Annotated in this window: 13 protein-coding genes and 1 pseudogene; 3 read left to right on the plus strand and 11 right to left on the minus strand. The window is 68.5% G+C overall.

The features are described 5' to 3' along the window. The first annotated feature begins 61 nt into the window (after positions 1–61). Positions 62–982, plus strand: a complete 921-nt coding sequence (locus LRS08_RS14955; protein ID WP_260480888.1) for a HEPN domain-containing protein — start codon at positions 62–64, stop codon at positions 980–982. A gap of 20 nt (positions 983–1,002) precedes the next feature. On the opposite strand, the gene rlxS is transcribed toward LRS08_RS14955, so the two are convergent. The 11 genes and pseudogenes from rlxS to LRS08_RS15010 all read right to left on the minus strand — a co-directional run bounded on the left by rlxS (position 1,003) and on the right by LRS08_RS15010 (position 11,090). After that, complete coding sequence (rlxS, locus tag LRS08_RS14960; protein WP_257842931.1) at positions 1,003–2,970, minus strand: relaxase/mobilization nuclease RlxS; 1,968 nt, start codon at positions 2,968–2,970, stop codon at positions 1,003–1,005. A 297-nt stretch (positions 2,971–3,267) separates the two neighbouring features. Beyond that, the gene (locus tag LRS08_RS14965; protein ID WP_257842930.1) at positions 3,268–3,630 is read right to left on the minus strand and encodes a hypothetical protein; all 363 of its coding nucleotides are present in this window, start codon (positions 3,628–3,630) and stop codon (positions 3,268–3,270) included. A 222-nt stretch (positions 3,631–3,852) separates the two neighbouring features. Then, positions 3,853–4,476: a lytic transglycosylase domain-containing protein gene (locus LRS08_RS14970; RefSeq protein ID WP_260481687.1), complete on the minus strand. Its 624-nt coding sequence runs from the start codon at positions 4,474–4,476 to the stop codon at positions 3,853–3,855. A gap of 125 nt (positions 4,477–4,601) precedes the next feature. Then, the gene (locus LRS08_RS14975) at positions 4,602–5,201 is read right to left on the minus strand and encodes a S26 family signal peptidase (RefSeq protein WP_257842929.1); all 600 of its coding nucleotides are present in this window, start codon (positions 5,199–5,201) and stop codon (positions 4,602–4,604) included. Next, positions 5,188–5,430 carry a helix-turn-helix domain-containing protein gene (locus tag LRS08_RS14980; RefSeq protein ID WP_257842928.1) on the minus strand — a complete coding sequence of 81 codons (243 nt, stop codon included), beginning with the start codon at positions 5,428–5,430 and terminating at the stop codon, positions 5,188–5,190. The genes LRS08_RS14975 and LRS08_RS14980 overlap by 14 nt, the downstream gene beginning before the upstream one ends. Positions 5,431–5,604: 174 nt before the next feature. Next, positions 5,605–5,928: a DUF736 domain-containing protein gene (locus tag LRS08_RS14985; protein ID WP_257842927.1), complete on the minus strand. Its 324-nt coding sequence runs from the start codon at positions 5,926–5,928 to the stop codon at positions 5,605–5,607. Between the two features lie 958 nt (positions 5,929–6,886). Further along, positions 6,887–8,869, minus strand: a complete 1,983-nt coding sequence (locus tag LRS08_RS14990; protein ID WP_257842926.1) for a ParB/RepB/Spo0J family partition protein — start codon at positions 8,867–8,869, stop codon at positions 6,887–6,889. 168 nt (positions 8,870–9,037) lie between these two features. Continuing rightward, a pseudogene (locus LRS08_RS14995) lies at positions 9,038–9,400 on the minus strand (DUF2958 domain-containing protein); the annotation flags it as partial. Beyond that, complete coding sequence (locus tag LRS08_RS15000) at positions 9,397–9,684, minus strand: hypothetical protein (protein ID WP_257842924.1); 288 nt, start codon at positions 9,682–9,684, stop codon at positions 9,397–9,399. The pseudogene LRS08_RS14995 and the gene LRS08_RS15000, both read right to left, overlap by 4 nt. Next, positions 9,681–10,790, minus strand: coding sequence for an ArdC family protein (locus tag LRS08_RS15005; RefSeq protein ID WP_260480889.1), 1,110 nt, complete (start codon positions 10,788–10,790; stop codon positions 9,681–9,683). Before LRS08_RS15005 ends, LRS08_RS15000 begins: the two co-directional genes overlap by 4 nt. 177 nt (positions 10,791–10,967) lie before the next feature. Next, complete coding sequence (locus LRS08_RS15010) at positions 10,968–11,090, minus strand: hypothetical protein (RefSeq protein WP_257842923.1); 123 nt, start codon at positions 11,088–11,090, stop codon at positions 10,968–10,970. 926 nt (positions 11,091–12,016) lie between these two features. Between LRS08_RS15010 and LRS08_RS15015 the strand changes: the two genes are divergently transcribed. Together LRS08_RS15015 and LRS08_RS15020 are read left to right on the plus strand one after the other, a co-directional pair. Then, a complete protein-coding gene (locus LRS08_RS15015; RefSeq protein WP_260480890.1) occupies positions 12,017–12,592 on the plus strand; it encodes an RNA polymerase sigma factor in 576 nt (191 codons plus the stop codon). Then, positions 12,589–13,512, plus strand: coding sequence for a FecR domain-containing protein (locus LRS08_RS15020; protein ID WP_257842921.1), 924 nt, complete (start codon positions 12,589–12,591; stop codon positions 13,510–13,512). Before LRS08_RS15015 ends, LRS08_RS15020 begins: the two co-directional genes overlap by 4 nt. The last annotated feature ends 46 nt before the right edge of the window (positions 13,513–13,558 follow it).

Genomic DNA, 13,558 nt, shown 5'->3' on the forward strand with positions numbered 1-13,558 from the left:
GCGGAGTCCTCGGCAGGCTAGGATTTCAGGATGTTGTCCGGCGTCACCGCAGGCCGCAGCGATGCGTAGCGATCTCGACCACCTGCCTCTTGTACAGAGGACGGAGCTGCAACGCGTCCAGCGGACGCTGATGGCTGAATTCGAGACGGCGATCGCCGGCGCTACCCAGCCATGGAAACGTAACGGCAAGATCCTCAAGATCATCCTCTTTGGAAGCTATGCGCGCGACGATTGGGTCGATGAACCGGAGAACGGGTACCAGTCCGACTATGATCTGCTGATTGTGGTCAGTCACGCTGATCTCACCGACGTCGCAGACTATTGGTATGTGGCTGAGGACAAGATCCTTCGAGACGAGGCGATCGACCGTCCCGTAAATCTCATCGTGCATACGCTCGATGAGGTGAACAAGGCGCTTGAGCGCGGCGAGTATTTTTGGGTGGATATCGCTCGCGATGGGGTTGCCCTCTATGAATTGCCCAACCACGCGCTAGCTTCACCAAAAGCGCTCTCGCCTCGTGACGCATACGAACTCGCGGCCTCTTACTTCTCGGTTAGGTTCGCAGATCTTGAAGTCTGGATGGAAACGGCGAGTTCCCAGCTTGAACGTGCGGACCAAGAGAGCGTGTATCTGAAGCATGCCGCCTTCAATTTTCATCAAGCGACAGAAACGGCCTATGCCTGTTTCCTCCTCGTCCAGACGCTATACTTCCCCCGCTCGCACAACATCAAATTCCTGCGCTCGCTGGCGGAGGACAAGGAACACCGTCTGATCGAGGCCTGGCCGCGCGCCAATCGGGCCGATCGACGCCGGTTCGAACTCCTCAAGCGCGCCTATGTCGAGGCGCGCTATTCCTCGAGCTACGCGATCTCGAGTGAAGATCTCGATGCGATCGCGGTCGCGGTGCAGCGCCTTCGGGATATTGTTGAGACGGTATGCCGCGAACGGCTCGAACTCCTGCGGATCGAAGCGGGCGTCTGACCTCCGAACCTTGCCAGAGATCAGCCGATCTCAGGGCCGCCGCGTCCACGCCCGAACCGCCAGCTGATCCCATCTCCGCGCATGATCCCGCTGACCTGATTGCCGATCTGCTTCTCGAGCGTCGGGCGCCATGGGACCAGGGTGAATTCGCGGCTGTTCTCGACCAGTGCGAACCGGCCGCTTGCAAGGTCGACACGGCGTATCAGCCGTCCCTCGATCCGCTCGCCCGGGACCGGTTTAGCATAGGGCAGGGCACGCTCGTGCCCGAGCGTCCCGGCAACACGCCGCAACTCGCCGCGTTCGAGCGCAGCCAGCAGGTCCGCACGCGCGCGCAGCTGGCCATTTTCAACCTGGGCGAGCCCCTGATCGAGCAGCCATTGCCGCCGCGCCGTCAGCGCCGCGCGGACCTCGCGGCCGAACCCAGCGTCGCGCGCTGCAACAGGATCACCGCCCACCAGTTCGCGATCGAGCCAGGTCGCGCCATCGGCCTGCGGCAGTTGTTCGAGCGGGAGTGCCGAAAGGAGCTTGATTTCGACCGGTCGCTCACGCCGCTGCGTTCGCGCAAAAGCCTGCGCGCGATCGAGATGGTCGGCGGCAATGCGCCAGCTGCCATCGCCCTCGCGCTCGACGCCGGAGCCCGCGCGCCGCATCGCCTCGAGGCGGCGGACATGGCTCTGCACATATTCAGTGCTGGCCTTTGGGTCGTGCGTAAGGTGGAGCTCGGCGGAATAGCGTCCCTCATTGGCCGCTGCGATCTCCGCGACCGTGCGATCGACCTGCCTCGGGTCTGCGCTGCGTGCATTGACCTCAACGATCCCGCCAACTGGCAGCGGCTCGGTGGCGTCAGCCCTGCCGATATCGACATAATGGGTCCGTCCATCGACGCCATCGACCAGCAGATAATGGCGGTCGCGCAATTCATCCGAGAGCCCGCGGACGACGACGCGGCCGGTGATCGTGGCCTGGCTTTGGTCGCTGCCGAAGATCACTCCGGTCTCGGGCACTCGACCGAGGCGCTGCGCGGTCATCTCGCGCTGCATCGTGCGGATGATGTCGCCGCGCTCGCCCATCGCGCGCAGAACCGGCTCAAGCTCATCCGCCAGTCGCCAGCGCCCGGCACCCAGCGCGTCGGCCAGCCCCATGCGCCCGAGCGTCTTCAATCGACCGGCGCGCAGCGCCTGCTCGAAGGGGCTGCGCGAGGCGGCGCCGACGACCCGCGCATCGTCCATCGCGCGCAGCAATTTACGGTCGATGCCGGTGAACCGTTCAGCGGTCATCTCGTGGCGCAGCTGGGCTTCGATTTCGTGGGTGGTGCGCGGTCCCAGGTCGAGCGTCATCAGCTCGGCGGCGCGGGCGCGTACGCCATGCGCGATATAGTCGCGCGCGATCACCAGATTGGCGCCGGTGTCATCGACTCCGCGCAGCAAGATATGGGTATGCGGATGGCCGGTGTCGAAGTGATCAACCGCGACCCAGTCAAGCCGGGTCCCGAGGTCGATTTCCATCTGCGCCATCAGCCGACGGGTGAGCGGGCGCAGGGCTTCGAGCTGATCGCCATCTTCGGCCGAGACAATGAAGCGAAACTGGTGCCGGTCGTCGCTGCTGCGATCGAGGAAGGCGCGCCCATCGGCCTTGTCTTCCGTGGGGCCATAAAGCGTGCCCGGACCGCCTTCACGGGTGACGCTGTCGCGCTGGAGATAGCGCAAATGGGTGCGTGCTCCCGTCACCCCTTTTCCGCCAAGCCGGACGAGGCGCGTTTTGACGACCGCGCGGCGGCCGGCGAACCGTGTGTTGGAGGCGCGTTGCGACAGCAGCCGACCGATCGCCGAGCCGCGTCCGATGCGGCTGCCATCGAAGCGCCGGCGCCCGGGCTTAAGGCCGCCCGCGCGCGCGGCAGCTGCGGTCACTTTGCCTAGATAACGCTGGCTGCCGCGCCGTGGCTTGTTGCCGATCCGGCCAAGCCGGGGCTCGAGGTCGTCCTCGCTCATGGCCGCCACCGGCGCGTTGAACAAGTCTCGCAGATCGGCTCGAAAACCCGCAGATTTCCGTGGTTCAGACCGCCGCTGTCTCCCCGGCCTTGCCCAGTGTCTCGCGAAAAAAGGATGTGCAGACAATCAGTTGGCGAGGGTAGCGAGGCACTGCCTTTATCTTGCAAACATCTCCTCACCCCCTCCCGCACCCAACCGCCAGCCAGATCCTCCCGCCGCCAAAGCTCCGGACGGCTCACAAGAAAGGCCGGACCGCGATGCCCGATGGACGTCGCGACCCGGCGATGAATGCTGTGTTCAGCGCGCATCGGCATAAGCGCGCCGTGCGTCTCGCGCCCGTGGGAACCGCCGACATGCGAGCAGTCCGTGCGGCGCTCCCTCGCCATCGACGATGCACTGCGCAGTAAACCAGCGGCCATCGAGCTTGCCGAGGATCGCGACCCGGTCGAGCTCGACCTCGCCGCTGTCCGCGTCGCACTCCCAGCAGCCGAGCCAGCGTTCGGACACGCGCGCGTCCCAATGGAAATCGGTCTCCTCGGCATCGAGAAACCGCGCGGCCAATGCATCTGCAACCACGCCGCCAAATTCGAGCGCGAGCCCCGAGGCCAGAGCTGCCTGTACAAGATGTGCGCCACGCGCGCTGGACTGAATGCTGGTCATAACGATCCTCCAGTGATGCGTCCCCGGGATCGGGAACGCCCCTGTCGGGGCGGTGGGCGGGGCGGCTGTCAGGGCCGCCGGAGCGTCAGCGCAGGCGCCGCGAAGCGGACGTGGGGGAGCCGATTTACGCAGTAAATCGGGGGGTACCCGCAGGCCTTGAAAGCCGCTCCGTCCGCCGCCATGCTTGGATTATCGAGACGTCCCCCTCCTATCCTGTGAGGCTCATTGGTCATCGCGGCGGATCGCAAACAGGCCGTCGGGACTTGGGTCTGCCCCCACGCCATCTCTGAGGCTACTGACCTGGTCCTGCGCAGCGCGATGCACCGCGAACAGTGGCTCGGGGCGAGCTTCCGAAGCGCTGGTGCGCGGACCATCGCGCGACGTTGGCGCGACCGCCGACGCTCCTGCGACTTGCGCAAGATAGGCGCGGGTCTCGGCCGGGAGCGAAGCCTTGCCGCGCAAATGGGCGGCGTAGCGCGCTGGCCCAGCGTTGTAGGCGGCGAACAGTCCCGGATAGCCGAACCGGTCGTACATCGCGCGCAGATAGGCAGCTCCGGCAAGGATATTGTCGCGCGGGTCGTCGGGATCGGTGCCCAGTCCGAGCTGAACGCGCAGCTCTGCCCAGGTGCCCGGCATCAGCTGCATCAGGCCGATCGCGCCTTTGTTCGAGCGGATCGGGCGACCGTGGAGCATGGTGCGCCCACCGCTTTCGGCGCGCATGACGGGGACGATCCAGCTCGCGGGAATGCCGAAGCGTTGCGCTGCTTCATCGATATGCGCCTGCCAGCGCGCGACCGGATCGGCGCGATCGATCGGCGCAGGCGGCGATCGCGGCGGGTCGTCCATGACTGCTGCCGATGGCGCGTCCTGCTGAACTCCCGGTGCAGTCTGCGCAGCGCTCGTGGCAGCGCAGACGCCCCACATCAGCGCGATTCCGCCCGCAATGGGCGTGCGCTTCGCGCCCGCGCGGCTCATGGTTCGCGTGCTTCGCTGCGCGTCCAGAGCGGGGTCGCCCTGCCGATGATGTCGCCCGGTGCGCTCACCCCGAAATAGCGCCCGTCGAACGAGTCCGGAGCGTCGGCGAGCAACAGACGCTGCCCGTCGCGCAGTCGGACACAGGCCTGCCAGCGCGGCAATGAGCGCCCGGCGCGGTCGACCACAAGCCGGGTCGCACGCAAGATGCCATTGACGAACAGCCGCCGCCCGAGCGCACAGACGTCGTCGCCCGGCATCGCTGCGACGCGCTTCACCAGCGGGACATTGGCGGGGAGATAATGCCGCCGAGCGGCAAGTGCGCGCGCATGTTCGGGCGGCCAGGCGATCATCAGTTCACCGAGCTCGGCGGCCCGTCCTGGCGCGACGCGATAGAGCCCGATCGGCATGCTTGAACTCGCATTCCAGACCAGCAGCGGGGGCGGGGCGACGACCAGTGTCGCGATGCAGGGCAGGGCCGCAACCAGCGCGAGCCCGGCGATCCGCGCGTGGCGGCGGCGAAGCGCGCGCGTCGCGCGGAGCGCATCGCCCCAGGCGAAGAGCGGGCCATTCGGCCGGCCGGGGTCAGCCTTGCGCATCGCGCACCCCTTGGCGTGATTGCGCGCGCGACCAGCTGTCGAGATCGTCGATATGATATTGGACGGAGCGGCTGTGGCGGCGGAACACCGGCCCCTCGCCACGGCTGCGCAGCGTCTTGAGCAGGCGCGGCGAGAGCGCAAGATAGGCGGCGGCCTGCTCGGTGGTGAGGAAGGGCGTGCCACGCCTTGCACGCGCCGCCCGCTCGATAATATCGTCCTCGTCGCGCATCGCACCGGCTCCCGATGACAGGCGGCGCAGATGCCGCCCGGTGCCCCGAGCGATGCCCTCTCGCGCCTGTGCGCGGCAGGATCGAAATCGTGTCCGCCTGTTTTCGATCCCCCTTTGCCGGGTCCAAGCACGCCAATGGCCCCGCGCCGCATGCGGCGCGGGGCGGGGCGGGTCTCAGTCCGCGGGGTTCCAGATCAGGGCGAAGACATCGTCGTCGTCCTGGCCCGCCGCGCGGCCGAGATTGGCATAGATGCGGCGCGGTCCGAATTCGGGCGCGGCGAGGCTCAGCGACACATAATCGCGTCCCGAGGCCTCGCCCTGGCGAACCCAGCCCGCGCCGATCTCGACGCCGCCGGCGGCGACGCGATAATCTGGCTGCGCGTCGCTCGACTTGCCGCGATTGGGGGTGATTTCGATCTCGGCGCGGATCGAAAGGGTCTTGAGCTGGCCCTTGAAGCCGCCATGGGCGGTGCGGGTCACGGTTCCGATCGAAGGCATTTGAGGTCTCCTTGTGTTGCGCGTGCGGGGAGGTCCGCTTGCGACGCGCGACCGGTCGGCACGGCGTCCAGCCCCTGCGCGAACCGAAGGCCGAAGCGATAGCGGAGGACCGGAGCGGCGGGCGCATTTGAAGCGCGCAGCGCCCGCGAGGAGCCGCAGGATGCGGCGGGGAAATGCGTTTGTCCGCGATGGTTTCGCGCGGGGGCGGCCGTGCCAGGTCGAGCACGAACGCAGGTGGCCTTCCCGCATGCAGACACACCATGACCGTGCGCATCACTGGAACCGCCCCGACACCGGACACGGCATGGGCCATCCATCATCCTGATCCCGCCGCGCAGCGCATGCCAATACGGTTCAGTATGTGCGCAGCCGATCCGCAACTCGCTCTGGGTGGTCGCGATCGGCCTCGGCAACCAGCCAGAGCTCGGGGTCCGACACGCCGCCCTGGCTTGCGTTGATTGCGCAGTCGGGCCGTACGCCAATCGGCAATCGGCAATCGGCAATCGAATTTTGGCGCTCGGGAGCCTGGACTCGCGACCATTGCGATCCCGCACAGCGATCGCCCCCGGCTGTGCCGGATGCGGCGCGGGTCCAGTGCGCGGGCTATCGGCAGGCGCAAAACCGCCCTCGGCGCACAAGCGAAAGGCCCGCGCAAGAGCGGGGAGTGGGCCTGCTTACGCATCTCCGTGTCGGGGTCGCGTCCTGCGAGAAATCGCGCCCGGATGGCGCGCGATCTGCGCGGTAAATTGTCGCATTGCCGCGTGCACAATAGGCCAAGTCGCGCGCGACTTATCCGCCTCAATCGGCGCTTTGCTCGACCGAACGCGCGCGCAAGGCGCTCGCCTTCTTACAAAAAATGCCGCGCGCCGCAGCCGGAACGGCGGCGGCGCGCGGCCGATTTTTTGGGGCTATTCCCATCCTCGAAAACGGGCGGCGCAGCGCGCCGCCCGCCCATCGATCACGCCGCGAGCGGCGGCGCGTCGTCTTCGCTATCGGGCGCGTTGCCATCGGCCTCGGCATCGTCGGGATCGGCAGTAGCGGGTGCGGGATCGACAGATGCGGACGCGCACGGCGCATCATCGTCCGACGCCGCGTCGTGCCCGGCCGCCGGGCACTCTGCCGCGTCGCCCGCGCGTCCGTTGTCCGCTTCCGAGCCGATCGCAGCCCCGGCGGGCGCGACCGCGTCGCTCGCCGCGCGGTCTGCGCGGGCGGCTTCGACCAACGCATGCGCCGCGACGCTGCCGACCCCGCCGCGCGCGGTATAGGCAGCGGGCGGGAACGCCATCCAGCGCGGCACCCAGCGCGCGACCCGCGACCGTCCGTTGCTGCCCGAGAGGCAGTCGGCGATGATCCCCTTGATTACCGCGCCCTTCTCCTTGGCATTGGCGTTTGCGATGATCTCGCCTGCGACGTCTTCGAAGACCGCGCCGAGCAGCTGGCGGTCGCGCAGCGGCTCGAACAGCGCGGCGTCGGCCTCCCACCAGTCGGCCATGTCGATGCCGATGGCGGCTCCCGCTGCCGCGACCGCCGCGCTGCCCGAAGCAAGGCACTCGCCCATCGCGACCGCGATCACCCGCCCGACCTGCGCATCGTCAAGGTCGCACAGCGCGAGGAACAGGCTGACCAGCCTATAGGGATCGCCATTGCCGCCGATCAGGCTAGGCTGTTCGGCATCGAACCCGAGCAGCGCCAGCACCGCGCGGCGTTCGGCATCGAACACCTGCTCGCCCCGGCAGGCTGCGACACTCTCCGCGACCGCCGCGTTGGGCGCGGTCTGCGGCTCGGGCCGCACCGTCCAGAGCGGCGAACCAACGACCAGATGCGCGACCATCAACCGCAATGCGATGCCGTGATGGTCGAGCAACGCTGCACGCACCGCCGCATGGCGATGCAGATTGACATAGCGCTGCAGCGTCGCGGTGAGTTCGGGGCGCTGCAGCTTGGCGGGTGCATCGCTGCCGCCCGCTTCGCCGCGCCGCAGCCGCTCGGCTTCCCTGCGGGTCAGATAGCCTTCATGGAAGCGCACCTCGCCGCGCGACGACACATCGATATAGACGCGCCCGCCCTTGCGCTTGGGCGCTTTCTCATACTCCCAACTCTGGAAATGGCTGTCTGGGCCGATCACCACGGCATCGCTCCACCCCTCCTCGAGATAGGCGGCGCGGCGTGCTTCGACCGCCGCATTCTGTGCGGTCCAGAACCCGGCATTGTCGGCGAAATAGCGCTCCTCGCCGAACAGGTCGGCGACCACCGCCAGCCCGCTCGCCGCGACGTCGAACAGCGCATGTTCGACCGCGACCGCGCCGCCCCCGAACAGCCACGATTTGAGCTGGTGGCCGGTCGGGCACCAGCTTTTGGGATCGTCGCGCAGCGCCAGCCAGTCGCGCTGCTGGCGCTTGGTCGCAAGGGTCAGATGGCGCACCGTCGCCGCGTCGATCTGCTCGCGGCGATAGAGATCGCGGATGCGCGGGAGCAGATTGCCCAGCGCGAGTATCCGCGCGACCATCAGGTCGGGAAGCCCGAAGGTCGCGGCGATGTCAGCGGGGCTGCGCCCCGCACGGATCAGCCGGGTGAACGTCTCCCAGCGCGTCACCTCGTCGGGGTCGAGCCGCGCGATATTCTCGATCAGCGAGGCCTCGACCGCATCCGCCGCGTCGCCGCCTTCGAGGATGGCGCAGGGCAGGGGATCGGGATCGGGCGGATCGGCGGGGCACGCCTCGGCGCGCTCGCGCGCGACAAGGCTTGCGGCATGGAAGCGCCGCGCGCCGCCGACGATCTCGAACATGCCGGGCTCTTCCCCGGCGCGCACGATCAGCGGCTGAAGCACGCCGCGCGCGCGGATCGTCGGCAGGATATCGCCGACATCGGGGGCCTTGCGGCCATGGCGCATATTGGCCTTGCTGACGCACAGCTTGCCGAGCGGGATAAAGTCGAGTTTCATGTTGGTCACTCCGTTGGTGTGTCGGTTCCGTCATGCTGTGGAAGGTGCGGCGGGACCGGCTCGGATGCGGCGGAACGCGCCGCGCGTCGGGAACCCATCAAAACAGTAGTTTGATGGGCCCCTCAGCCGTCCCCCCTTGGGGGACGGAAGCCCGTGAAGATGCTCGGCGGCGCGGGTCGCAAGCACGCGCTCCGCGAGCAGGATCGACCCTGCGATCCGCGCGGTCTCGGCCCAGAGCGAGAGCGGGATCGCGGTGTCGAACGCGATGTCGCGTTCGATCGACAGCCCGAAGGGCAGCCGCAGCCGCTCGATCTCGCCGAGGCTGAAACTGCCAAGCTCGGGGCAGCCAAAGCCAAGATCGGCCAGCCCGAACAGCGTGTCGCCATCCGCTCCGAGTTCGGTGGCGAGCCAAGTCGCGGGGCCGAGCGGGTTGAAAAATTTGACCAGCGGGGCGGGGTCATGGCCGGGCGCGTCGGCGCGCGCGGCATTGCGGGCGAGCGCTTCGCGAAGCGCAGGGGTGAGCAGGGTCATTGGCCGGGTTCCTTGTCGGGAGTGGAGGAGGAGGGCGCTGCCGCGCGCGGTGGCGCGGGCGCGAACAGGTCGAGCTGATCGCGCGCGGCGAGGTCGAACAGGCCGAAGTCGCACGCGCGTTGCGGACGGGTGGGGCCGAGCGGCTGCGCCGCGCGCCACGCCAGCCGGTCGAACATGCGGATCGGCGCGACCCCGGGGACGAGGCTCTGTTCGCCGATCGGCGTCGCCTCGCTCTCAAAGTCGGGGCGCGGGGCCGGGGCAGAGGCGGGGCCGGGGACGCTCATGCCGCCACCCCGCATTGCTTGCCCTGCGCGTCGGCGTGGCGGGCGAGCAGCCAGTCGGCGGCCTTGCTCGCCGCGCTTGCCGCCTTGAAGATTGCGCGCCCGCGCTGCGCGCCGGGGCCGCGCATGGCGGGATCGTCGCTCAGATCGTCGCGCAACACGTCGAGCCAGTGGGCGAGATAATCGGCATGGCGCACGGTCGGCGCGATGCCGAGCGCGGCGCACAGAAACGCCGACCCCATTTCGGCGACCAGTTCCTCGCGCGCATAGGGCTTGCTGCCGAACGCCCCGCTCTGGTCGCGGTCGAGCCGTGCGGGGTGGCCGGTGGCGTGGGTCAGTTCGTGAAGGCAGGTCCGGTAAAAATCGAGCGGCTCGAAGAACGCGCCGGGCGGCGGCAGCTGCACATGGTCGAGCGCCGGGGCGTAATAGGCGGCGTTGCCGCCGATCCGCACCGCGACCCCGCTCGCCGCGATCAGCGCCCGTGCCTGTGGCACCAGTTCATGCGCCGGGAGGGGGTGGGGATCGCGCGGCAACCCCTCAAGCCCGTCGCACTGGGCGACGTTGAACAGGGTGTAGCGGCGCAGGAACGGAATGGCGCGTTGCGCCCCGTCCTGCGCACCCCCCTCGGCAGAATCGCGCTGCCGGTCGCTGGCGTCCTCGCCGCGCGCGCGGCCTTCGCTTTCCGCGCTGCCGCTCCTGTCATCGCCCGGCGTGAAGCGCCCGGCAAACACCACGGTGGTTCCGCGCTCGCCTTTGCGCACGCTTCCACCTGCGGCCTGTGCCTGTGCAAAGGTCAGCCAGCGCTGCGAGGACCAGTTCCCCGCGATTACCGCGCTCCACAGGATCAGTATATTGATCCCGCTATAGGGGCGGCGGGTCACGGCATTGCACGGCAACCCTGCCTCGGGCGCGCCGACCTTGCCCCATGGCTGCACCCATGGCACCCGCCCGGCCTCGAGTTCGCCGATGATCCGCCGGGTGACCTCCTCATAGAGATCGGCGCGGCCCGCGCGTGCGCCATCCGTGCGCCTCTGCGTGCCACGCCCGCGCGCGGCGCAGCCCGCGCCGCGTGGACCCGGTTTGTCGGAACGATTGCGGCTCTTTCCCATGACCATTCTCCTCACCCGCCCAAAACCCATGACCCTCCCCGGCAAGCGGGGGTGGGCGGCGAGATGCGACGAAGGGACCCGGCTCAAGCGGGCGGCGGCACCGCCCGGGCCCCCCGGCGCGCGGCACGCGCGACGGGGTGGGCATCAGGGCGCAGCGCAGCGGAGCACCCCGCAGCGTCAGCGCAGGGGTTGCCGCCGCCCGCGACGGGTCCAGAAGGAAGCGCCGATCACCCGCGCTTGCCCGGGAGCGGTCACCAGCAACGCCGCCGCGCAAGCGGCGTCGATACGGGGAGACGGCATCAGCCGGCTCCCCAGCGCCATGCGATCGTCACCGACAGGCCGAGACCGCTTGCGGGCTCGGCAGAGCCGGGCAATGCCCGGCGGCGTAGAGCGCGGTCGCCCGAACGGCGAAAAGCGGCGCAACAAAAGACGCACTCTTGCGAGCGGCATGGCGCGGCGGCGTGCGCGCGGGACCAAGGGGGCCAGCCGCCGCCGCGCCCCCGCCAGGCGAGCCAAGTGTGCCACGCGGGCAGATCAAGGACGTGCGAACCCTGAGGGCATGGCCCGTCCATGTCCCTCAGTGTGCGCTCCGCTCCCCGCGTTCCATCAAGCCGCAGCCCGGGCAAGGCGCCCGACCCCGATCAGATTGATTGTGAAAACGGAGACTTCACGCAGCGCGCGCGATGGGCTGGGAATGCGATCCAGAAGACGCGATAACTCAAAGGCACCAGCTCGATTTACCCTGCAGATCGTCAAGTCTGAGAATTTGCGGGGTAAGCGTTGAATTTTAGCCATTACCCCCGCACATGGTCGGCCAGGCATCTCGCCGACCTGTTCATCAGTCACGCCCCTCATCGGCACGCAACGCACGCGCGAAGTGGCCGGATTGGCGTGAATTATATCCAAAATGGATCAATGCCCGCCCGGCCCGATCACAATCCCGGCTATGCTTGAACCAGCGCAATCCCTTGCTAAGACTTGCGTTGCATCCGGTTTGGCCGCGGTGCCGGGGCGTGAGAACCCCGCTTGTGAAGCAGCACCTGCCCTGGCTATTTGCCGGGTGGCCGACGTGCATGTCCAAGTCCTTCGGGGCCAAAGACGTCGGCGCGTGACTCAAGCACGTTCTCAACACCCGGCTTTCCGCGCCGACCTCTGGCGCGGGAGTTGGGCATGGCAATTAACAGGCAGGAAAAGGGCCCCAACCGGCCCGGCAGGCGCGGCGCGCCATGACCTTCGAGCCTGCCAGCGACGCCCGCCTGCGTGCGGACGACCCACTCCCGCCCGAGGACCGCGCTGGCACCAGCTTCACGCTGTGCACCGATCCCCCCGATGGCGATACGCTCTATCGCAGTGAGGCACCCCGGCTTGCGCGCTATTTCAGACGGCGCTCGCCGCTCGACGAGGTCGCGGACCTCGTCCAGGAGAGCTTCAGGCGGCTGCTCGGGGTCACGAGCAATGTCGATCACCCGCAATCCTATTTGAGCCGGATCGCGTCCAACCTCGTGCGCGACCGTGCCGCCACCAGCGCGCGGCACCATGAGGCTGCGCAACTCCCCTTCGACGATGACGCTGTCGCCGGTCCCGACCCGCATCGTCAGCTCGAGGCGCGAGACGCGGTCGCGCGGTTGGAAGCGGCGCTCGCGACGCTTAAACCCAAGACGCGGGACATCTTCCTGATGCACCGACTCGAAGGGCTGAGCTATGCGCAGATTGCGGACGCGATGGATATGAGCGTGAAGGGCGTCGAAAAGCAGATTGCCAAGGCGCTGGTCGTGCTGCGTCGCCGGGTCGGACCGCTTTGAGCCAGGACCGAATCGATAGAGAAGCGGCCGACTGGTTCGCGCGGCTGCGCGCGGAGCGCGACGCCGGGACCCGTGACCGCGAGCGCGCGGCGTTCGAGGCGTGGCGCGCCGCCGACCCACGCCATGCCGAGGCCTATGACCAGACCGAAAAACTCTGGACCGCTGCAGCCGGACTGCGCCGCCGCGCACCTGCGCCACGCCAGCCGACCGGCTGGGGATGGCCGGCGCTTGCCGCCGCCTCGCTCGCCATCGTGTTCGCGGTCGGGCTCCTTCTGTGGCAGCCAGCGCGACAAGCCCCGACCCAACTGATCGCGTTCGAGGCGAGCGAGGCGCGCGCACAGCAGCTTGCCGATGGCAGCACCGTGCTGCTCGCCCCCGGCGCGATCATCGACCCAGCCTTCACCGCTGCGACGCGTACCCTCAGGCTGGTCCAGGGCGGGGCGCGGTTCATCGTCGCGCATGATCCCGCGCGCCCGTTCGTCGTCGAGGCGGACGGCACCAAGGTCCGCGCACTCGGGACGGTGTTCGATGTTCGCACCGGCGGCACGGCGCCGATCGTCGCGCTGATCGACGGACGGATCGAAGTGCGACGCGGCACCGCCGCGCCGGTAACCTTGGCCAAGGGCGAAGCCATCGACGCCGAGGGAGCCCGGGCACAGGCGCAAATTCCCGAGCGCTGGGTCCCCGCACGCATCACGGTCGAGGGCATGCCGCTGCGCGAGGTGATTGCACTCGCCAATCGTAGCCAGTCCCGCAAGATCGATCTTGCCGACCCCGCACTCGGCACCCGCACCGTCACCGGGAGCTTTGCGCTCGACGATCTCGATTCGCTCGCACGCAAGCTCGCCGCCGCGCTCGACCTTTCGCTTGAGCGGCGCGGCGACCGGCTGGTCCTCGGTCCGCACCGCCCGCAAAAATAAAAAGGGGGGATTAGGCCGCCCCGCCGTCAAGCCCCGTCGCAAGGAA

The sequence above is a fragment of the Sphingomonas sp. J315 genome (genome assembly GCF_024666595.1).
Taxonomy (GTDB): Bacteria; Pseudomonadota; Alphaproteobacteria; order Sphingomonadales; family Sphingomonadaceae; genus Sphingomonas.